20 protein-coding genes are annotated in these 18,705 nt (G+C 70.9%); 6 read left to right on the top strand and 14 right to left on the bottom strand.

Features of this window, described 5'->3' with window-relative positions; all coding sequences use genetic code 11:
- Nucleotides 1-57: 57 nt before the first annotated feature.
- The 7 genes from ruvB to pdxS all read right to left on the bottom strand — a co-directional run bounded on the left by ruvB (nt 58) and on the right by pdxS (nt 6,442).
- The gene (gene ruvB / locus ABH923_RS02695; protein WP_370053766.1) at nt 58-1,110 is read right to left on the bottom strand and encodes a Holliday junction branch migration DNA helicase RuvB; all 1,053 of its coding nucleotides are present in this window, start codon (nt 1,108-1,110) and stop codon (nt 58-60) included.
- The gene (ruvA, locus tag ABH923_RS02700) at nt 1,107-1,739 is read right to left on the bottom strand and encodes a Holliday junction branch migration protein RuvA (protein ID WP_370053768.1); all 633 of its coding nucleotides are present in this window, start codon (nt 1,737-1,739) and stop codon (nt 1,107-1,109) included. Before ruvA ends, ruvB begins: the two co-directional genes overlap by 4 nt.
- Nucleotides 1,736-2,335 (bottom strand): crossover junction endodeoxyribonuclease RuvC, encoded by a 600-nt coding sequence (gene ruvC, locus ABH923_RS02705; protein ID WP_370057265.1) that lies wholly within the window; start codon nt 2,333-2,335, stop codon nt 1,736-1,738. Before ruvC ends, ruvA begins: the two co-directional genes overlap by 4 nt.
- 15 nt (nt 2,336-2,350) lie before the next feature.
- Entirely contained in the window at nt 2,351-3,112 is a 762-nt protein-coding gene (locus tag ABH923_RS02710; RefSeq protein ID WP_370053770.1) for a YebC/PmpR family DNA-binding transcriptional regulator, read from the bottom strand.
- Nucleotides 3,113-3,198: 86 nt separating this feature from the next.
- A complete protein-coding gene (locus tag ABH923_RS02715) occupies nt 3,199-4,860 on the bottom strand; it encodes an FAD-dependent oxidoreductase (protein ID WP_370053772.1) in 1,662 nt (553 codons plus the stop codon).
- Between the two features lie 39 nt (nt 4,861-4,899).
- Nucleotides 4,900-5,550 carry a pyridoxal 5'-phosphate synthase glutaminase subunit PdxT gene (gene pdxT / locus ABH923_RS02720; protein WP_370053774.1) on the bottom strand — a complete coding sequence of 217 codons (651 nt, stop codon included), beginning with the start codon at nt 5,548-5,550 and terminating at the stop codon, nt 4,900-4,902.
- Nucleotides 5,540-6,442: a pyridoxal 5'-phosphate synthase lyase subunit PdxS gene (gene pdxS, locus ABH923_RS02725; RefSeq protein ID WP_185277226.1), complete on the bottom strand. Its 903-nt coding sequence runs from the start codon at nt 6,440-6,442 to the stop codon at nt 5,540-5,542. The genes pdxT and pdxS overlap by 11 nt, the downstream gene beginning before the upstream one ends.
- Nucleotides 6,443-6,537: 95 nt before the next feature.
- On the opposite strand from pdxS, the gene ABH923_RS02730 reads away from it, so the two are divergent.
- Together ABH923_RS02730 and pdxY are read left to right on the top strand one after the other, a co-directional pair.
- Nucleotides 6,538-7,866, top strand: coding sequence for an aminotransferase class I/II-fold pyridoxal phosphate-dependent enzyme (locus tag ABH923_RS02730; RefSeq protein ID WP_370053776.1), 1,329 nt, complete (start codon nt 6,538-6,540; stop codon nt 7,864-7,866).
- Between the two features lie 17 nt (nt 7,867-7,883).
- Nucleotides 7,884-8,735, top strand: a complete 852-nt coding sequence (gene pdxY, locus ABH923_RS02735; protein WP_370053778.1) for a pyridoxal kinase PdxY — start codon at nt 7,884-7,886, stop codon at nt 8,733-8,735.
- A gap of 71 nt (nt 8,736-8,806) precedes the next feature.
- Here pdxY and ABH923_RS02740 read toward each other — a convergent pair whose 3' ends face one another.
- The 3 genes from ABH923_RS02740 to ABH923_RS02750 all read right to left on the bottom strand — a co-directional run bounded on the left by ABH923_RS02740 (nt 8,807) and on the right by ABH923_RS02750 (nt 13,547).
- A complete protein-coding gene (locus ABH923_RS02740) occupies nt 8,807-9,427 on the bottom strand; it encodes an HIT domain-containing protein (RefSeq protein ID WP_370053779.1) in 621 nt (206 codons plus the stop codon).
- On the bottom strand, nt 9,415-11,385 hold the full coding sequence (thrS, locus tag ABH923_RS02745; protein WP_370053780.1) for a threonine--tRNA ligase: 1,971 nt from the start codon (nt 11,383-11,385) through the stop codon (nt 9,415-9,417). The genes ABH923_RS02740 and thrS overlap by 13 nt, the downstream gene beginning before the upstream one ends.
- A gap of 104 nt (nt 11,386-11,489) precedes the next feature.
- Entirely contained in the window at nt 11,490-13,547 is a 2,058-nt protein-coding gene (locus ABH923_RS02750; protein WP_370053781.1) for a protease pro-enzyme activation domain-containing protein, read from the bottom strand.
- A gap of 152 nt (nt 13,548-13,699) precedes the next feature.
- Between ABH923_RS02750 and ABH923_RS02755 the strand changes: the two genes are divergently transcribed.
- Nucleotides 13,700-14,140 carry an N-acetyltransferase family protein gene (locus ABH923_RS02755; protein ID WP_370053783.1) on the top strand — a complete coding sequence of 147 codons (441 nt, stop codon included), beginning with the start codon at nt 13,700-13,702 and terminating at the stop codon, nt 14,138-14,140.
- Here ABH923_RS02755 and ABH923_RS02760 read toward each other — a convergent pair.
- Complete coding sequence (locus ABH923_RS02760; RefSeq protein ID WP_370053785.1) at nt 14,137-14,760, bottom strand: AAA family ATPase; 624 nt, start codon at nt 14,758-14,760, stop codon at nt 14,137-14,139. The genes ABH923_RS02755 and ABH923_RS02760 overlap by 4 nt on opposite strands.
- A 91-nt stretch (nt 14,761-14,851) precedes the next feature.
- Between ABH923_RS02760 and ABH923_RS02765 the strand changes: the two genes are divergently transcribed.
- Both ABH923_RS02765 and ABH923_RS02770 read left to right on the top strand, forming a co-directional pair.
- Nucleotides 14,852-15,607, top strand: a complete 756-nt coding sequence (locus ABH923_RS02765) for a class I SAM-dependent methyltransferase (RefSeq protein WP_370053786.1) — start codon at nt 14,852-14,854, stop codon at nt 15,605-15,607.
- Entirely contained in the window at nt 15,604-16,074 is a 471-nt protein-coding gene (locus ABH923_RS02770) for a 2'-5' RNA ligase family protein (RefSeq protein ID WP_370053788.1), read from the top strand. Before ABH923_RS02765 ends, ABH923_RS02770 begins: the two co-directional genes overlap by 4 nt.
- A 57-nt stretch (nt 16,075-16,131) precedes the next feature.
- Here ABH923_RS02770 and ABH923_RS02775 read toward each other — a convergent pair whose 3' ends face one another.
- On the bottom strand, nt 16,132-16,647 hold the full coding sequence (locus ABH923_RS02775; RefSeq protein ID WP_370053789.1) for an AAA family ATPase: 516 nt from the start codon (nt 16,645-16,647) through the stop codon (nt 16,132-16,134).
- 5 nt (nt 16,648-16,652) lie between these two features.
- Nucleotides 16,653-17,174 (bottom strand): AAA family ATPase, encoded by a 522-nt coding sequence (locus ABH923_RS02780; protein ID WP_370053791.1) that lies wholly within the window; start codon nt 17,172-17,174, stop codon nt 16,653-16,655.
- Between the two features lie 83 nt (nt 17,175-17,257).
- Here ABH923_RS02780 and ABH923_RS02785 point away from each other — a divergent pair, with 83 nt between their 5' ends.
- Nucleotides 17,258-17,947, top strand: coding sequence for a GNAT family N-acetyltransferase (locus tag ABH923_RS02785; protein ID WP_370053793.1), 690 nt, complete (start codon nt 17,258-17,260; stop codon nt 17,945-17,947).
- Nucleotides 17,948-17,962: 15 nt separating this feature from the next.
- On the opposite strand, the gene ABH923_RS02790 is transcribed toward ABH923_RS02785, so the two are convergent.
- Nucleotides 17,963-18,622 carry an HAD family hydrolase gene (locus ABH923_RS02790; RefSeq protein WP_370053795.1) on the bottom strand — a complete coding sequence of 220 codons (660 nt, stop codon included), beginning with the start codon at nt 18,620-18,622 and terminating at the stop codon, nt 17,963-17,965.
- Nucleotides 18,623-18,705 lie beyond the last annotated feature (83 nt).

The raw sequence follows: 18,705 nt of genomic DNA on the forward strand, positions 1-18,705 counted from the left end.
GTAAGCCGAACCTTCCGGTGAAAGTCAAGGGGGTGTGTGGCGAGTGGCCAGCTTGAATTATAGGTCATCCATCAGGGACGGTTGCTGTGAGTGGCCTTGCGGTACGCCCCCAGGTCGAGGGCTGGACAGTCCGAAGTGCCGCCAGGCCGACGGCGTGGCGACCCGTCCGCGCGGTGTTCGCGACAGCAGACCGATGCGGACGAGGAACGGCTCGACCACGGATTCGATGGTCTCCGCCTCCTCGCCGACCGACACCGCGAGGGTGTTGAGGCCGACCGGGCCGCCGTCGAAGCGCTCCATGATCGCGTGCAGCACTGCGCGGTCGAGGCGGTCGAGGCCGAGCGGGTCGACGTCGTACAGCTCCAGCGCGGCCTGTACGGCCACCACGTCCGCACGGTGGCCGTGGACGAGCGCGTAGTCGCGGACGCGGCGCAGCAGCCGGTTGGCGATGCGCGGGGTTCCCCGGCAGCGGCCGGCGATCTCCGCCAGCGCCTCGCGGTCGACCTCGAAGTCGAGCATCGTCGCAGCGCGGGTGAGAACCTGCGTCAGCTCGCTCTCGTCGTAGAACTCCAGGTGGGCGGTGAAACCGAAGCGGTCGCGCAGCGGGTTCGGCAGCAGCCCGGAACGGGTCGTCGCGCCGACCAGCGTGAACGGCGCGAGCTCCAGCGGGATGGAGGTGGCGCCTGCGCCCTTGCCGACCATGATGTCGATGCGGAAGTCCTCCATCGCGAGGTACAGCATCTCTTCCGCCGAGCGCGCCATGCGGTGGATCTCGTCGATGAAGAGCACCTCCCCCGGCGTCAGCGACGACAGCAGGGCGGCGAGGTCGCCGGCGTGCTGGATGGCGGGGCCGCTGGAGAGCCGGAGCGGCCGCTCGCTCTCGTGCGCGACGATCATGGCGAGCGTGGTCTTCCCGAGCCCGGGAGGCCCGGCCAGGAGGATGTGGTCGGCCGTGCGATCCTGCATCTTCGCGGCCGTGAGCAGCAACTGGAGCTGGCCGCGGACCTTCGCCTGCCCGACGAACTCGGACAGCGTGCGCGGGCGCAGCGCACCCTCGAAGGCGAGCTCCGACTCCGATTCGAGCTCCGGCGCGGTGAGGTCGTCGCTCATCGGGTCGCTCCGCTCGCCGCGCCGGCCGGGCCGAGGCGCGCGAGCGAGAGCCGCAGGAGGGCCTGGACCGAGTCGCGCTCGCCCTCATCGGTCTCGGCGACCACGTCGGACACCGCTTCCGCCGCGATCCGCTCGGGCCAGCCGAGGCCGACCAGGGCGACGATCACGCTGTCGGGGACGGCGGAGGGCGCTCCCTTCGCCTTCACCGCGCGGGCGGGCGCGCGCCGGGCGGCGGCGAGCTTGCCGGTGAGCGAGACGACGATGAGCTTGGCGGTCTTGGGGCCGATGCCCGACACCTTGCGGAACGGCGCGTCGTCGTCGGCCGCGACGGCGTCGGCGACCTGGTCCGGGCTGAGGACCGACAGCACGCCGATCGCGGACTTCGGGCCGACTCCGGAGACGCCGGTGAGCAGCTCGAAGACCTGGAGCTGCTCGAGGTCGGCGAAGCCGAAAAGCTGGAGGGCGTCCTCCCGGACGATGAGCGACGTGAACACGAACGCCTCGTCGCCGACGCGCAGAGAGAGCACGTGGTCGGGGGTGAGCTGCACGGCGAAGCCGACGCCGCCCACCTCGATCACGGCGGTTCCGCCGCTCGCAGAGAGGACGGTGCCGCGGAGGGAGGAGATCACCTGGCCAGCCTACGGGGAACGCCCGACGTCCGGGCGGAGCGCTCGGCGGCGAGCCACGCGGCCTGCGCGGGGGTCTGCGCCGCGCCGCCCGCTCCCGCGCCGTTTGCTCCCCCGTCGGCAGCGGGCGAGCCGCGCCAGGCGTGGCAGATCGCGATGGCGAGGGCGTCAGCGGCGTCCGCCGGCTTGGGCACCTCGGCCAGCCCGAGGATGCGCGCGACCATCGTCTGGACCTGCTTCTTGTCGGCGGCGCCGTAGCCGGTGATCGCGGCCTTGACCTCGCTCGGCGTGTGCAGCGCGACGCGGAGTCCGCGGCGCGCGGCGGCGTGCAGCGCCACCCCGCTCACCTGGGCGACGCCCATGACCGTGCGGAGGTTGTGCTGGGCGAAGACGCGCTCGATCGCCACCACGTCGGGGCGGTGGGCGTCGAGCAACTCGTCGATCCCGGTGCCGACCGCCAGGAGCCGCTGCTCCAGTGGCATGTCGGCGGGCGTGCGGATGACCGTGACCTCCACGAGGGTGGCCGTGCGGTCGGGACGGACGTCGACGACGCCGACGCCGCAGCGCGTCAGACCCGGGTCGATGCCGAGGACCCGGATCGTCATCGCGGCGCCCTACTCGTCGTCTTCGAGCTGCGCCTGCACCTCGGGCGTGAGGTCGAGGTTCGTGTAGACGTTCTGCACGTCGTCCGAGTCCTCAAGAGCGTCGATGAGACGGAAGACCTTGCGGGCCAGCTCGGCGTCGGCCTCCACGTTGACCGTGGCGACGAACTCGGCGTCGGCCGAGTCGTAGTCGATGCCGGACTCCTGCAGCGCGGTGCGGGCGGCGACCAGGTCGGTGGCCTCGGTCAGGACTTCGAAGCTCTCGCCGCGGTCGGTGACCTCCTCTGCGCCCGCGTCGAGGACGGCGGTGAGGACGGTGTCCTCGTCCACCCCGTCCGCGTGCGGGACGACGATGACGCCCTTGCGGTGGAAGTTGTACGCGACGCTGCCCGGGTCGGCCATGGTGCCGCCGTTGCGGGTCATCGCGGTGCGGACCTCGGCGGCGGCCCGATTCTTGTTGTCGGTGAGGCACTCGATCATGAGGGCGACGCCGCCGGGGCCGTAGCCCTCGTACATGATGGTCGTGTACTCGATCGACTCACCGGTGAGGCCGGCGCCGCGCTTGATCGCGCGGTCGATGTTGTCGTTGGGGACCGAGGTCTTCTTGGCCTTCTGGACCGCGTCGACCAGGGTCGGGTTGCCGGACAGGTCGGCGCCGCCGGTCTTCGCCGCCACCTCGATGTTCTTGATGAGCTTGGCGAACGACTTCGCGCGGCGGGCGTCGATGACCGCCTTCTTGTGCTTGGTCGTTGCCCACTTGGAATGCCCGGACACTGGTGCTCCCTCGAATTGCGGTTGAACCTGTCCATAATAATGCCTCGGCAGAGGGCGGCCCGAAGGCGCGGCCGGCGGTCCGAGCGCTAGTGCGCCGCGAGCGCCCGGTGCACCGACGCGACCGCGCTGGCACCCTCGCCGACGGCGGCGGCGATGCGCTTCATCGAGCCGTGGCGCACGTCGCCCGCGGCAAACACGCCGGCCAGGCTCGTCTCGAACGGCAGCGGCCCGCGACCGGCGTCGGCGACCGCAGGGAGGTCGACATCCGTCAGCAGGAAGCCGCTGGCGTCCACCGCCGCCCCGCTCAGCCACGACGCCCGCGGCTCCGCGCCCACGAAGCAGAACAGCGCCGCGGCGGCGACGTCCTCACTCTCACCGGTGGCGGAGGAAGTGAGCGTGACGGCCTCCAGCTGCTCGCCGCCGTGCAGCGCCGTCACGTCGGACGAGGAGTGCACCGTGATCCGTTCGTGCGACCGCACCCGGTCGACCAGGTAGCTGGACATCTTGACCGCGATGTCCGGTCCGCGGACGACCAGCCCGACCTCGCTGCCCAGCTCGGCGAGGTACAGCGCGGCCTGCCCCGCGGAGTTCGCGCCGCCCACGACGACCGCGGGCCGGCGCGCGACGGTCCTGGCCTCCAGCTCGGTCGTCGCGAAGAAGATGCTGCCGCCCTCGAAGTCCGCCCAGCGCTCCAGCGGGAGGCGGCGGTAGCGCGCCCCCGTGGCGACGACGATCGCGCGCGCCCGGATGGCGTCGCCCTCCGCCAGCGTCAGCTCGTGGCCGCCCTCCCGAGGCGACAGCGCCGTGACCTCCGCCGGCGCCGACAGCCGAACCCCGAACTTCAGCGCCTGCACCAGGCCCAGCTCGGTGATCTCCGCGCCGGAGACGCCGGACGGGAAGCCGAGGTAGTTCTCGATCCGGGAGCTGGCCGCCGCCTGGCCGCCGGGAGCGAGGGCGTCGAGCACCAGTGTCCGCAGGCCCTCCGAGGCCCCGTAGATGCCGGCGGCGAGCCCGGCGGGACCGGCACCGACGACGACCAGGTCGAACTCGTCCCCGTCGCGGTAGCGGTACGCCAGCCCGACCGCCTCCGCGAGGGCGAGCGGGGTCGCGGCGGCGATCACCGCGCCGCGGGACATCACGAGCGGGAGGTCGAGGCCGGCGTGCTCCGAGGCCTCCAGCGCCGCCCGGCCCGCCTCGGTGGAGACGTCGGTCCAGCGGTGCGGCAGCTCCATCCGCGCGGCGTAGCGGCGCAGGGCCAGGGCCGCAGCGGAGCCCTCCGTCCCGAAGATCTGCGTCGTGCGGTCGGCGGCGGCCATCAGCAGGCGCCGCCGGGCGCGGAAGGCCGCGAGCAGGATCTCCGACAGCTCCCCGTCGTTCGACATGAGCTGCTTGAACACCGCGTTCGGGACGCGCCGCACCCGGCTCGGCTCGACGATCCGGGCGGTGAGCAGGGAGGCCTGCCCGGTCAGCATGCTCAGCTCGCCGAGGAACTCGCCCGCCTGCCATTCGGCCACGACGCGCGCACGCGAGTCCGCCGTCGCCTCCCGGACGATGTCGACGCGTCCGGACTCCATGACGAAGAAGTCGAGCTCCTCATCACCGGCACGGAACAGCGTGTCCCCGACGCCGAACTCCTCCGGCTCGCCGAGCGCCATCAACCGGGCGAGGACGTCCTGCTCCAGGACGGGGTTGGCCGCGGTGCCGACCGGGACCCGGAACGGCGGCCGCTCGGCAGGAGGCGTCGGCACGCCGCGATCATAGGCGACTGCGGCGTGGCCGCACCATCCTCAGACCGCAGCGTCCACCCGCGCGTTCACCCGCGCACGCACCTTGCCCAGGAAATACTCGTGGAATCGCGTATCCCCCGTGATCTCCGGGTGGAACGACGTGCCGAGCAGGTCGCCCTGCTCCACCGCCACGACGCGTCCGTCCGGCACGCGGGCGAGCACGGTCGCCTTCTCCCCCACGCTCTCCACGATCGGCGCCCGGATGAACACCGCGTGCACCGGCTCGTCGCCGAGCTGCGGGATGTCGAGGTCGGTCTCGAACGAGTCCACCTGGGAGCCGAAGGCGTTGCGGCGCACGGCGACGTCGAGGCCGCCGAGGCTCTGCTGGCCGGCGATGCCGTCGACGATCGCGTCCGCGAGCATGATCAGTCCCGCACAGGTGCCGTACACCGGCAGCCCGGCGGCGATGGCGGCCTTCAGCGGCTCGGCGACGCCGAACGCCCGGGACAGCTTGTCCATGACGCTGGACTCGCCGCCCGGGATGACCAGGCCGTCGATGCTCTCCAGCTCCTCCGCCCGGCGGACGGGCACTGCGTCGGCGCCGAGGCCCCGCAGGACCGCGAGGTGCTCGCGGAAGTCTCCCTGCAGGGCCAGGACGCCGACGCGGAGGCCGGTGACGGTCGCCGCGGCAGCCGTTGCGTTACCAGCCACGCTCGGCGAGGCGGTGCGGCGCGGCGAGGTCGGACACGTTGATGCCGACCATCGCCTCGCCCAGGCCGCGGGAGACCTCGGCGATGACCTGCGGGTCGTCGTAGAACGTGGTCGCCTTGACGATCGCGGCGGCGCGCTGCTCCGGGTTGCCGGACTTGAAGATGCCGGAGCCGACGAAGACGCCGTCCGCGCCGAGCTGCATCATCATCGCGGCGTCGGCCGGGGTGGCCACGCCGCCCGCGGTGAACAGCACGACGGGGAGCTTGCCGGTCTCGGCGATCTCGGCGACCAGCTCGTAGGGCGCCTGGAGGTCCTTGGCGGCGACGTACAGCTCGTCGCGCGTCATCGACTTCAGCGCGTTGATCTCGGAGGTGATCTTGCGGATGTGCTTGGTGGCCTCCGAGACGTCGCCGGTGCCGGCCTCGCCCTTGGAGCGGATCATCGCCGCGCCCTCGTTGATGCGGCGCAGGGCCTCACCGAGGTTGGTGGCGCCGCAGACGAACGGGACGGTGAACTGCCACTTGTCGATGTGGTTGACGTAGTCGGCGGGCGAGAGCACCTCGGACTCGTCGATGTAGTCCACGTCCAGCGCCTGCAGCACCTGGGCCTCGACGAAGTGGCCGATGCGGGCCTTCGCCATGACCGGGATGGAGACCTCGGCGATGATCGCCTCGATCAGGTCCGGGTCGCTCATGCGGGCGACGCCGCCCTGCGCGCGGATGTCGGCGGGGACGCGCTCCAGCGCCATCACGGCGACGGCTCCGGCGTCCTCGGCGATGCGGGCCTGCTCCGGCGTGACGACGTCCATGATGACGCCGCCCTTCAGCATCTCGGCCAGGCCGCGCTTGACCCGGCTCGACCCCGTTGCGGTGCCCTGTTCTGTGACTGTCATGATCGCCCTCTCGTGCGGTACGAAAAAAGTTTTGGCCTATGCCGAAGATATCATCCTCCTGAGGGCTGGTTAGACTCGACGCCGGGGAGCAGATAGTGGACGAACAGGTCATCACGGGCACGACCGCGGCGGAGATCGCGGCGAGCGTGCGCGCACTGCACGAGCGCGGTGCGCTGCGCCGCGGGGACGCCCTCCCCCCGGTGCGCGAGCTGGCCGCCCGGCTCCAGGTCAACCGCAACACGGCGGTCGCCGCCTACCGGCTGCTGGCGCAGGCGGGCGTGGTCGTGGCGCGCGGCAGGGCCGGCACGGTCATCGCGGGCGTGGAGGCCGTCGCGCAGGAGGGCTACGCGGCCGACAGCGTGCTCCGCGACGTCGGCACGGGCAATCCCGATCCGGGCCGCATCCCGGACCTCTCGTCGGCGCTGGCCCGCGCGACCGGGCGGCCGGTGCTCTACGGCGAGCCGGTGATCGACCCGGCCCTGGAAGCCATCGCGCTCGCCTGGGTGCGGGAGGACCTGCCGAACCCGGACCTGCGGATCACCGTGACGAACGGCGCGGTCGACGCCGTCGAGCGGCTCCTGGCCCAGGCGCTGCTGCGCGACGACGCGGTCGCGCTCGAGGACCCGTGCTTCCTGGCCAGCATCCACACGGTCCGCCACGGCGGCTACCGCGCGGTGCCCGTGCCGGTGGACGCCGAGGGGATGACCGTGGACGGCCTCCGCGCGGCGCTCGACGCCGGGGTGCGCGCGATCATCTGCACGCCGCGCGCGCAGAACCCGACCGGCGCCACGCTCTCCCCCGCGCGCGCCGCTGCCCTGCGTGCGCTGCTGGCCGACCACCCGTACGTGCTCGTCATCGAGGACGACCACTTCTCCATGCTGTCGCAGCGACCGTACGAGACGCTGATCGGGCCGGGCCACCGGCGCTTCGCGCTGGTCCGCTCCGTTTCGAAGTTCCTCGGCCCCGACATGTGCCTCGCGATCGCCGCGACCGACGCGGAGACCGCCGACCGTCTCGCGTTCCGGCTGAGTCCAGGCACCACCTGGGTGAGCCACATCCTCCAGCGGCTCGTGCTCGCGCAGCTCACCGACGACACGGTGCTGAGCGAGGTCGCGGAGGCCGGGCGGCATTACGCCACACGGAACGCGGCGTTCGCGGCACAACTCGGTGCACGAGGCCTCCCGACGGAGGCCGGCGACGGACTCAACCTGTGGGTGGAGCTGCCGGTCGAGGCGCGAGTCGTCGCGGAGCGGCTGATGCGGCGCGGGTGGCTCGCGCGGACCGGGGACGAGTTCCTGCTGGGCGGGCGCCCCGCCGCGTCGCATCACCTGCGGCTGACGGTGCACGACCTCGGCGAGGAGAAGGCGGGGCGGCTGGTGGACGACCTGGTGGAGGCGGCGGAGCGCTCGGCGCCCCGCCTCTGATCTGCCAGGATCGAAGGATGCGCATCCTCTCCATCCAGTCCGCTGTCGCCTACGGCCACGTCGGCAACTCCGCCGCTGTGTTCCCGCTCCAGCGCATCGGCGTGGAGGTGCTCCCCGTCTACACGGTGAACTTCTCGAACCACACGGGCTATGGCGCGTGGCGTGGGCCGCTGATCGCGCCGGACGATGTGCGCGCGGTGATCACCGGGATCGAGGAGCGCGGTGTGCTCGGGAGCATCGACGCCGTCCTGTCCGGATATCAGGGCAGCGAGGGTATCGGGGACGTGATCGTGGACGCCGTGGCCCGCGTCAAGGCCGCCAACCCGAACGCCGTGTACGCGTGCGACCCGGTGATGGGCAACGCGAAGTCCGGCTGCTTCGTCGCGCCGGCCATCCCCGAGCTGCTGCGCGACAGGGTCGTGCCGGTCGCCGACATCATCACGCCGAACCAGTTCGAGCTCGGCTACCTCACCCGCACCGAGCCGGGCGACCTGGAGTCCACGCTCGCCTCGGTCGATGCCGCGCGGGCGATGGGCCCGCGCACCGTGCTTGTCACCAGTGTGGAGCGGCCGGACCAGCCGGAGGACACCATCGAGATGCTCGCAGTGGACGACGCGGGCGCGTGGATCGTGCAGACCCCGCGGCTGCCGCTGAAGGCGAACGGGTCGGGCGACGTCACGGCGGCGCTGTTCACGGCGCACTACGTCGCGTCCGGCGACGCGGCTTCCGCGCTCAGCAAGACCGTCTCCAGCGTCTACGACCTGCTCGCGAACACGCTCGCGTCAGGTGAGCGCGAGCTCCAGCTCGTGGAGTCGCAGGAGTCGTACGCGCACCCGCGCGAGCAGTTCACCGTCACGCGGGTGCGCTGACCCGCACGCATTCGTGCCGAATGTCGCGTTTCGCGCCGGCGAACACGACATTCGGCACGAATCGGGGCGCTTCAGTCGCCCTCGTGAGGCCAGGCGTTCGCGATGGCGGCGCGCACCTCGCCGAGGAGCTGCGGCAGCGCCTTCGTCTTGGCGATGATCGGGAAGAAGTTCGCATCCTGAGCCCAGCGCGGCACGATGTGCTGATGGAGGTGCGCGGCGATCCCGGCGCCGGCGACCTCGCCCTGGTTCATGCCGATGTTGAAGCCGTCGTTGTGCGAGACCTCGCGGATGACGCGCATCGCGGTCTGGGTGATGCTCCCGATCTCCGCGACCTCCTCCGGCGTCGCCTCGTCGTAGTTCGCGATGTGGCGGTACGGGCAGACCAGCAGGTGGCCGCTGTTGTACGGGAACAGGTTGAGCAGCGCGTACGCGTACTCACCACGCGCCACGATCAGCGCGTCCTCGTCGCTCAGCGTCGGGGCGACGCAGAACGGGCAGTCGTCCTTGCCCGGCTGCTGCCCGTGCTGGATGTAGACCATCCGGTGCGGTGTCCACAGCCGCTGGAATTCGTCGGGCACGCCGACGAGGTGCGACGGGTCGTCCACGCGGATCTCCTCCGCGTGGACGTCCCCACCGCCGTCGCCGAACTGCTCGTCGCCGTCGGCGTAGTCGTCGAGGCTCAGTCGAGCCATGCCGTCTCGACCAGCTCGTGGCTCTCGATGCTCGCGACGATCCGCTCGATCGCCTCGTCCACGGTCACGCCGTTGCGCTGGCTGCCGTCGCGGAACCGGAAGCTGACCGTGCCGGCCGTCGCGTCCTCCTCGCCCACGATGAGCTGGAAGGGCACCTTGGCCTTGGTGTGCGTGCGGATCTTCTTCTGCATGCGGTCGTCGGAGTGGTCCACCTCGGCGCGCACTCCCCTGGCCTTCAGCCGCGCGATCACGTCGTCCAGGAACGGCCCGTAGTTGTCGGCGACCGGGATGCCCACGACCTGGACCGGCGACAGCCAGACCGGGAACGCGCCCGCGTAGTGCTCCAGCAGGATCGCGAAGAACCGCTCGATGGAGCCGAGCAGCGCGCGGTGGATCATCGCCGGCTGCTTGCGCGTGCCGTCCGCCGCGTTGTACTCCAGCTCGAACAGCTCCGGCTGGTTGAAGTCGAGCTGGACGGTGGAGAGCTGCCAGGTGCGGCCGATCGCGTCGCGTGCCTGCACCGAGATCTTCGGGCCGTAGAAGGCCGCGCCGCCCGGGTCGTCCACGAGCTCCAGGCCGGACTCGACAGCCACCTCGCGAAGGGTCTGCGTCGCGGTCTCCCAGCTCTCGTCGCTGCCGACGTACTTCTCCGGGTCCTTGGTGGAGAGCTCCAGGTAGAAGTCGGTGAGGCCGTAGCCGCGCAGGGTCTCCAGCACGAATTCGAGCTGGCGCCCGACCTCGTCCTTGATCTGCTCGTCGGTCACGTAGATGTGCGCGTCGTCCTGCGTCAGGCCGCGCACGCGGGTGAGGCCGGAGAGCGTGCCGGACTTCTCGTACCGGTACACGGTGCCGAACTCCGCGAGGCGAAGCGGCAGCTCGCGGTAGCTGCGCCCGCGCGCCCGGAAGATCAGGTTGTGCATCGGGCAGTTCATCGGCTTGAGGTAGTAGTCCTGCCCCTGCCGGGTGATGTTGCCCTCGGCGTCGCGCTCCTCGTCCAGGTGCATGGGCGGGAACATGCCGTCCTTGTACCAGTTGAGGTGCTGGCTGATCTCGTAGAGGTGCGCCTTGGTGATGTGCGGCGTGTTCACCAGCTCGTAGTCGTTCGCGATGAGCCGCTCGCGCATGAAGTTCTCGATCTCGTTGCGGATGATCCCGCCCTTGGGGTGGAACACCGCCAGGCCCGAGCCGATCTCGTCGGGGAAGCTGAACAGGTCGAGCTCGGCGCCCAGCTTGCGATGGTCGCGCTTGGCGGCCTCCTCCATGCGGGTCTGGTACGCGCGCAGCTCGTCCTTGCTGGGCCACGCGGTTCCGTAGACGCGCTGGAGCTGCGGGTTCTTCTCCGAGCCGCGCCAGTAGGCGGCGGCGACGCGGGTGAGCGCCCAGCCGTTGCCGAGCATGCGCGTGTTCGGGACGTGCGGGCCGCGGCAGAGGTCCTTCCAGACTGTCTCGCCGGTCTTCGGGTCGACGTTGTCGTAGATGGTCAGCTCGCCGGAGCCCACCTCCACCGACTCGTCGGCATTGCCGGACTCGGCGCCCGACCCCTTGAGGCCGATCAGCTCGAGCTTGTACGGCTCGCCGGAGAGCTCGGCGCGCGCCTCGTCGTCGGTGACCACGCGGCGCATGAAGCGCTGGCCCGCGCGCACGATCCGCGCCATCTCCTTGTCGAGGGCCTTCAGGTCCTCCGGGGTGAACGGCTCGGCGACGTCGAAGTCGTAGTAGAAGCCGTCGGTGATGGGCGGCCCGATGCCGAGCTTGGCCTCCGGGTTGACCGCCTGCACGGCCTGCGCGAGGACGTGCGCGGTGGAGTGGCGGAGGATGCTGAGGCCGTCCGGCGAGTCGATGGTGACCGGCTCGACGGTGTCCGTGGTCGTGACGGTCGTCGCGAGGTCCTTCAGCTCACCGTTGACGCGCATCGCGACAACGGAACGGTCGGTGAAGAGCTCGAAGCCGTCGGCCACCTGTCCACTCCTTGAGTCGTATTCCAATGGGATGCGTTCAACTCTAGTCGGCACGAGTGCCCCCTCCCGGACGGGAGGGGGCACTCGGCACTGCGATGGACGCGCTACTTCGTGATCGCCGCGAAGAAGGAGGCGCCGTTCGGCGTCCCGACTCCCGTGGCTGTGTCGTAGCCCTTGGTGCTGTGGAGCGTCTGGTTCGGCGACTCCTCCGTCCGCAGGCTGTAGCTGAGACCGCCGGCGGCGCTCTCGCTGTCGACGTAGTTCACCCGGAGGACGCTCGGCAACGCCGAGCCGAACATGTCCTTCTGGTCGACGTCGTAGTACGCCGAGCCCCCGGCCGAGTACGCCCCGTAGATGCGCGGGTTCAGGAACCCGAGCGGAGCGCCGGCGACCTGGTTGGCGACGGCCGCCATGCCCGCGGTCAGCGGAGCTGCGACGGAGGTGCCGCCGATGCGGTACTCGTCGTAGTACGTCCCGTTGCTGAACGTCTGGGTCTGACCGACGAGCAGGCCCGTGTTCGGGTCGGCCAGGGCGCTGATGTCGGGCACCAGCCTCCCGGACGCCGAGCCGACCGCCGCGGCCTGGTAGGACGGCTGCGCGAAGATCTTGCTCACGCCTCCGCCGCCACCGCCGTTGAAGTTGCCGGGAAGAGCCGCCGCGAACGTGCCGTCCAGCTCGTACGGCGCGCTCGCGATGTGGTCGGTCGCGGTCGGCTTCACCGTGTCGAGCCCGGTCTGCCAGCCCACCTCGAACGACCGCTTCCAGCCGCTCTGGTTGAGGGCGGAGGTCGGGTCGTCGACCGAGCCGTAGCCGAGTCCGGTCGGGGCTGCTGCGGTCGGGACGACGGAGGCCGAGGTCCCGCCGACGGCCGTCACCCACGGGCTGTCCGCGTAGAAGTCGACCTGGGGCGAACCGAAGTTGCCGACCTCGTCACCGCTGTCACCGCTGGAGACGAAGACGCCGATGCCGGTCGCCGCCGCCTGGATGAAGGTGTTGTTGAGGCTGTTGACGAAGCCCTGCGGCACCGCCTCCCCCGAGAAGCCGTAGCTGATCGAGAGGATGCTCGCCAGGTGCTTGTCGACGATGTGGTTCACCGACGCGTCGAAGTCCTGGCCGGCGTTCGCGGAAGCCACGTAGAGCAGGCTCGCACCCGGCGCCATCGAGTGGATGGCCTCCGCGTCGAGCGTCTCCTCGCCGTAGAAGGCACCGGGCGTCAGCTTCGGGGTGTCAGGGTGCCGGTAGATGCCCGGCGCCACCATCTGGGTGATGTTCGGGGCGGGCAGGTTGTGCAGGCTGCTGTACTTGGTCACATCCTGCACGATCGTCGGGCTCGCTGTGGCGCCGACGAAGGCGACCGTCTGGCCGGCGCCCGTCGCGGCGACGGAGTCGAGGCCGTAGAGGCCGCGCACCTGGGCCGGCGTGTACCCGCACGGGGCGATCGGCTTGCTGCTGGTGCCGTACGCCGGGGCGTTCGGCATCGCGACCGTCTTCTCGCCGTACCAGAGCGAGCACGGCTGGCCGGCGCGGAAGCCCGCGGAGGGCGCGCCGTGGACCTGGTTCGGGCCGTTGCCGTTCGTGTTGGTCGGCGCGATCAGGTCGGCGCCCTGGTCGAGGCCCGCCACGCTCTCGACGATCCCGTTGAGGGAGGCCGGGATGGTGACCGCGGACTCCGGCGCGCGGAGCGTCGTGCCGTAGGCGTCGTACTCGCCGAGCGTGACGCCGAACGCGTTCTGCGCCTGGGCGACGGTGCCCTCGGCGGAGACGTACCGGTTGTTCGACGGCGTGTCGACGATGGAGAAGCCGGCGGACCGCAGGAACTGCTGAACGGCGACCACGCTGGACTGCGCGGGAGCGAACTGCTGGCGGAACTGCTGCGGGGTCAGGTAGTGCCGATAGCTCGCCGAGCCGGGCGTGGACACGGCGAGCGCCGTCGCCGCCGCCTGCGCCTGGTTCTGCCACGGCAGGTACACCCGCAGGTCGACCGTGTCGGTCGCGGGGGCTGCCGAGCGGAGCGCTTTCGCGTTCGCCCAGGCCGGCTGGCTGCCCGGTAGGGCGTTCCTTCCTGGTGATGCGACGGCGGGTGACGCCGCCACCGCGGCAAAGAGAAGGGCCGCGCCGGTGGTGACGGCTGCGGCCCTGAGGGTTCTGGTTGTCGTGCGCATGGATGTCCTTTCACCAATGCGAGGGATGCGCTGGTAGGCGCACGGCCATCCAACCCCTGTGAACGGGGGTAGACCAAGCATGGTTTTCTGAGAGTCCATACAGAAACAGTCCCCGGCCTGCTGGACGGCGGGGCGCGGTTACGGTGGAGCGCATGACCACGATCGAGATCGACGTCCCGACCGCCCTCGACAGCAGCGACCTGGAGGCCATCCGCCGGCTGCTCCCGCAGCTCTCCCGCTCATCCACGTTCGATGAGGAGCGGCTCGTGGCGATGCTGGGCCACCCCGGCACTGACCTGCTGCTCGCCCGCGTCGACGGCGAGGTGGCCGGGATGGCCACGCTGGCGTCGTTCCCGCTCGCGACCGGCTGGCGCGGTCACGTGGACGACGTGGTGGTGGACGACGCGCACCGCGGGCAGGGCATCGCCCGGAGGCTGCTGGAGGCGATCATCCAGCTCGCCGAGTCGCGGGGGCTGCGGACGCTCGACCTGACGTCGCGGCCGAGCCGGCGTGCGGCGATCGCACTGTACGAGTCGGTGGGATTCGTGCGCCGGAACTCGGCGCTGATGCGGTACGCGGGGGTGCAGGGCTAGGGCACTGAATGCGCCTGGGCAGCAGGCAGGTGCCGGTCGAGCCGCGCGAGCAGGCTCTCCAGCGCTCCGGGAGCCTCCGACTCGTACGGCAGCACCGTCCCGCGCAGGTCGAGCACCTCCCGGCGGTCATCGTCGATGCTCTCCCGGAACTGCTCGACCCAGGCGTGGTCGGCGTGACCGGGATGACGCGACCCGTCGCGGGCGCGTTCCTCGAACCGACGGACCAGCTCGTCCGCCGACGCCGTGCAGTGCACCTGGATCGCCGTGAAGCCGTACTCCGCCTGCCACGACTGGAACTTGGCGTCCTCGTAGGCTGCGTTGAACGCGGCGTCCACCACGAACGGCGCGCCCGCCTGCAGCTGCCGCTCGACCATGTAGTCGAGCAGCGCGAAACTGGCGCGGCCCAGCGACATCGACCAATCCCGGTCGCCGGCGCCGAGAGTGTCGAACAGGAGCTCCTTCAACCCGTCCTTGGACACCACGGGAAGGCCCCAGCGGTCGGCGATGGCCGTGCTGACGGTGGTCTTCCCCGACGCGGGGCGGCCGACGACCAGCACGAGGGCGGGGCCGGTGACGGCGGCGTCGGACGGAGGTGGTGGTGGCGACTGATCCGATGGCATGACGGACAGGGTAGCCCGCGCTGTGTGCTGCCGAAGGTCGACCGGGTGATCGCGGATGCGAGCTGACCGATCGGTCTGAAACGATGCCGTTATGACTCGATCACTCGACACCGGCCGTGGCGACGCCCCGCGCACGGCTCCCTACGACGCGATCGCCGACGGCTACGCGGAGCTGAACGCGACCAGCCTCCTGAACGAGTACTACAACCGACCGGCGCTCGTGGAGCTCGCGGGCGACGTCGCCGGTCGGCGGATCCTGGACGTCGGCTGCGGTTCGGGTCCGGTCCTGGCCGACCTCCGCGAGCGCGGTGCGATCGTCACCGGGGTCGACGCGAGCGCCGGGATGCTCGAACAGGCACGAGCCCGGCTCGGAACCGAAGCCGACCTGCGCGTCGCCGACCTGTCCGAGCCGCTGCCGTTCGACGACGGCACCTTCGACGACGTCGTCGCTTCGCAGGTCCTCCACTACCTGAAGGACTGGGGGCCCGCCCTCGCCGAACTCCATCGCATCCTCACACCGGGCGGACGCCTGATCGTGTCGGAGGAGCACCCCACCGCCCTCTTCCTCTCCAACCGGCTGTCGGGCGGTGACCGCGAGTACTTCGGGGTGCACGAACGAACCGAGGAGTGGACGCTGGGCGGGCGGACCGCCGAGCTCACCTTCTGGGATCGGCCGCTGCACGCGATGACCGACGCGTTCGCGGCTGCCGGTTTCAGGATCACAGCGATCAGTGAGCCGGCTCCCGCACCGGAAGCGTTCGACCGTTTCCCGGAGATCAGGAAGCATGAGAGCGGACGGTTCCTCGCGTTCCTGCTCTTCGTGCTGGTGGCGGAGCCGTCGCGATGAGCGCCTTCGCCGTCGTCGCCCTCTTCGCACCGATCGAGGTCGGCACCGCCGTCCCCCGGTCGGCGTGGCCCGCACATGTGACGCTGGTCTCGAACTTCGCCGCCGAGGCGTCGCCGGAGCGCGTGATCGAGGTCGTCCGTGACGCGCTGGTGGACGGCGCACTCGTCGAGGCCCGGATCGCCGGGCGTGCGATGTTCGGACCTTCGGCCGACATCCCGGTTCAGCTCGTGGAGCCCGGACCCTTCCCCGGCATGCACGAGGCGCTCGCGGAGGCCGTCGAGCGCCTGCCCGGCTTCGTCGCCGACGAGCCCGACTACTGGCACGAGGGCTATCGCCCGCACATCACCCTCCGCGCGGGAGAGAGTCTGCGGGAAGGCGACGGCTGGCTGGTCCGGTGCTTCGCGACGGTGCAGCTCACGGAGGAGTACGGAACGATCGTCGACGTTGTGAACGTGGGGTGGGGGTGAGCGGCGCCGCCTAAGGCTCCCGCGCGGGCACCGCGCCGGCGCCCCCGTATCCTGCGGTCAGGGGTTAGCCCGACCTACCGCCGCCAGCACCAGGTCGGCCGCGGTGCGCGCACTGACCGAGGCGTCGAATCGTGTCTCCGTCACGAAGTCCAGCGGCTGCCAGCCGTGATACCAGCCGCTCATCTCGTCCACGGTGAACGCCTCGGCCTTCGCCCGGGTCGCGTGCCGCCGGAGGGTCTCGTCGAGCGGGAGGTCCCACGCGAAGAAGTGCGACCGCGTCGCGATCCCGGCGAGGTGCTCGAGGGTGCGCTGGTGGCGTCCGGCGTTCAGGATGCCCTCGACCACGACCACGAGTCCTCGGCCGAGCCCCCAGGCAGCGATCGTCCCGAGCAGGTCCTTGCTGGCCACCTCCGCCCTGTCGGCTTCGTTCAGGAGCTGCCTCCGCACGACATCCTGAGGCACCACGAGGCACTCGCCGGGCCCGATATCCGCCTGCACCAGGCTCGCCACGGTGGATTTCCCCGAGCCGGAGTTGCCCCGGAGGACGATGAGCGCGCCGGCTTGATGATCCACGGCCGTCATCCCCGCGCTCCGTCCCCTGCTGCGACAGTCCGCAGCACCCGGGCCGCTACCACCTCCACGTCGTCGGCGCTCGTGTCGACTAACTCGCCCTCGATGCCCGCGGAGTCGAGGATCGCCGTCAACTCCGGCGCGCGGGCGAGGTGCCACGCCAAGCCGTCCGGATCCTCCGTGTGCCGCGCGCGCAGCCGCCGCTCGATGACCGTGGCGTCGGCGGTCAGTCGCACGAAGGTCGCGGACCCGCCGACCGCGCGCTGGAACCGCTCCGCGTCTTCCCGGGACTCGATGACCCCGGCGACGATGACGAGCTGCGCGCCGGCCGCGCCGAAGTTCTCCACCAAGGCCGCGACGTTCGCGAGCTGCAGCTCCAGGTTGAACGGGTCGCGGGCCGCGGCGGGACGGAACCGGCGGATCTCGTCGAGGTCGACGACGGCGTGCGGACGCGGCTCGAGTTCGCTCATCGCATCGGCGACGGAGCTCTTGCCGACACCGACCGTGCCGTTCAGGAAGACTGTGTGCATCCCGCGATTCTTGCAGGCGCGCAGCGGAAGCTCCTCGCACGCACCGCATTGCGTCCACGGGCCGACAATCCTACGATCGCTGCGTGCCTACACCGACCGAGCGCGCGGACGAGTACTGGTCGGCGGTGTTCCGGGTCGAACCGGCGGTGTTGAGGCGTCCCGGCGTGCACACCACGTTCGTCGACGACCCGAGCGCGGGGATCTATGTCCTGCGTATCGGCGACACCGTGCGTGTGCGCGCCCGCGAAGCGCTTCGGGGGCAGGTCGACGGCCTCCTCGGCGAGCTCTCGGTCGAGGACGCCCTTGAACCGGAGCGGTGGAGGTCCGCCCTGCAGAGCCTCGACCCACTGATCCTCGGCCCGGCGGCTCATTTCGTGGCAGGCGACGTTCGCCGTCCCGCGGTCGAGGAGGCCCGACCGAACGCCAAGGAGGTGCAGCGCATGGCCGCGCGGATACCGGCTGAGGAGGTCGAGGAGTCCGGCGTGCTGGAGCGGGATGTCGAGCATTTCGGCTCCTGGGCGGACGGCGACCTCGTTGCAGTCTCGGCGCTGGCACCCTGGGTCGGCGGACGCACTGACGTGGGCCTCCTGGTCGCGCCCGCCTTCCGGGGACGGGGCCTCGGCGAACAAGTGGCCGCGGTCGCCCTGACCGTCGCGACACAGCGCGCCGGACTCGCGCGCTGGCGGTGCCGTGAGGACAACGCCGCCTCGATGCGGCTCGCGGCACGTCTGGGGTTGCACCCGTACGGGAGGAACCTCGGTATCCGCGTCTGAGGGGCTTCTATCGGTTCAGCCGATGCGGACGGCCCGGATCGCGTGGTTCAGCTCGGCCATCCGTTCGATGATCAGGTCAGCGTCGTGAAGGAGCGCCGCCGGCGTCAGGGCGCTGAAGCCGATCACGTGCATTCCGGCGGATCGAGCTGCGCTCACGCCTGCCGGGCTGTCTTCGATGACGACGCAGTGTCCCGGCCGGTACCCCAGCTCCTGCGCCGCTCGAAGGAACAGATCGGGTGCTGGCTTGCCGTGCGTCACGTCGTCGGCGCTGAAGATGCGTCCCTCGAACAGCGACCAGAGCCCGGTCGTCCCCAGCGTGAGCCGCATCCGGGCGTGGCTTCCCGACGAGGCCACACAGGTCTCGTGGCCGACCGCGTGCAGCTCGTCGACGGCCTGGCGCACGCCGGGGATCGCCGTCAGCCGGTCCCGGAAGCTCTGCTCGTAGGCGTCGCGCCGAGCATGCGCGAAGTCCGGCGGGACCGGTCGACCGATCGCCCGCTCGATGTTGGCCGTGACCGCCGCCTCGGACCGCCCGAGGTGCTGGGTGAAGATCTCCTCCCGGGTGATCCGCCAGCCCAATTCGCCGATCATCCGCAGGTCGATGTCCTGGACCAGCCGTTCGCTGTCGACCAGGACGCCGTCGCAGTCGAAGATGACGAGCGGCAAGGAGGTCACGTCAGGATCCTAACCAGCCGGCGTCGTCCCCCATCCACTCGCGCAACATGTTGTTGCACGTCTGACGATCGGCAGGTACGATG

This window comes from Leifsonia sp. EB41 (genome assembly GCF_041262565.1).
Classification (GTDB): Bacteria; Actinomycetota; Actinomycetes; order Actinomycetales; family Microbacteriaceae; genus Leifsonia.